This is a genomic window from Methylophaga sp. UBA5088 (assembly GCF_002414625.1).
In the GTDB taxonomy this organism is placed as follows: Bacteria; Pseudomonadota; Gammaproteobacteria; order Nitrosococcales; family Methylophagaceae; genus Methylophaga; species Methylophaga marina.
Window position 1 is genome coordinate 1 of the sequence record NZ_DIAC01000053.1, and the last position, 386, is coordinate 386.

The window sequence follows — 386 nt, forward strand, 5'->3', positions numbered from 1 at the left end:
TCTAAACGTTTTGCCATTTCGGTAATCGCTTCGACAATAGCCCTGTCATCCTCACTTTGATCAATGTCATGAATAAAAGAGCGATCAATTTTCAGATAATCAACATCCATTTCTTTCAAGTAAGATAAAGAAGAATAACCGGTGCCAAAATCATCCACCGCAATTTTTATATCGGCATCTCGTAAACGATACAGTAACATACGGCTTTCGGATTGTTTCTGCATTAACGTACTTTCCGTTATCTCTAACGTGATTAACTCACTGGGTATTGAAACCTCACGTAAATAAGCCAACCAATCTAAACGAGCACGCTGCCCACCAAAATTGTGTGCTGACCGATTAATAGAAATATGCGGAACGGCACGACCACTATTCGTCCACTGTTT

General features: G+C 39.9%; 1 protein-coding gene. It reads right to left on the bottom strand.

Annotated elements, in window-relative coordinates:
* Positions 1–386, bottom strand: a 386-nt coding sequence (locus tag B4K20_RS07320; RefSeq protein ID WP_289282424.1) for an EAL domain-containing protein, incomplete at both ends; no start/stop codon positions are given.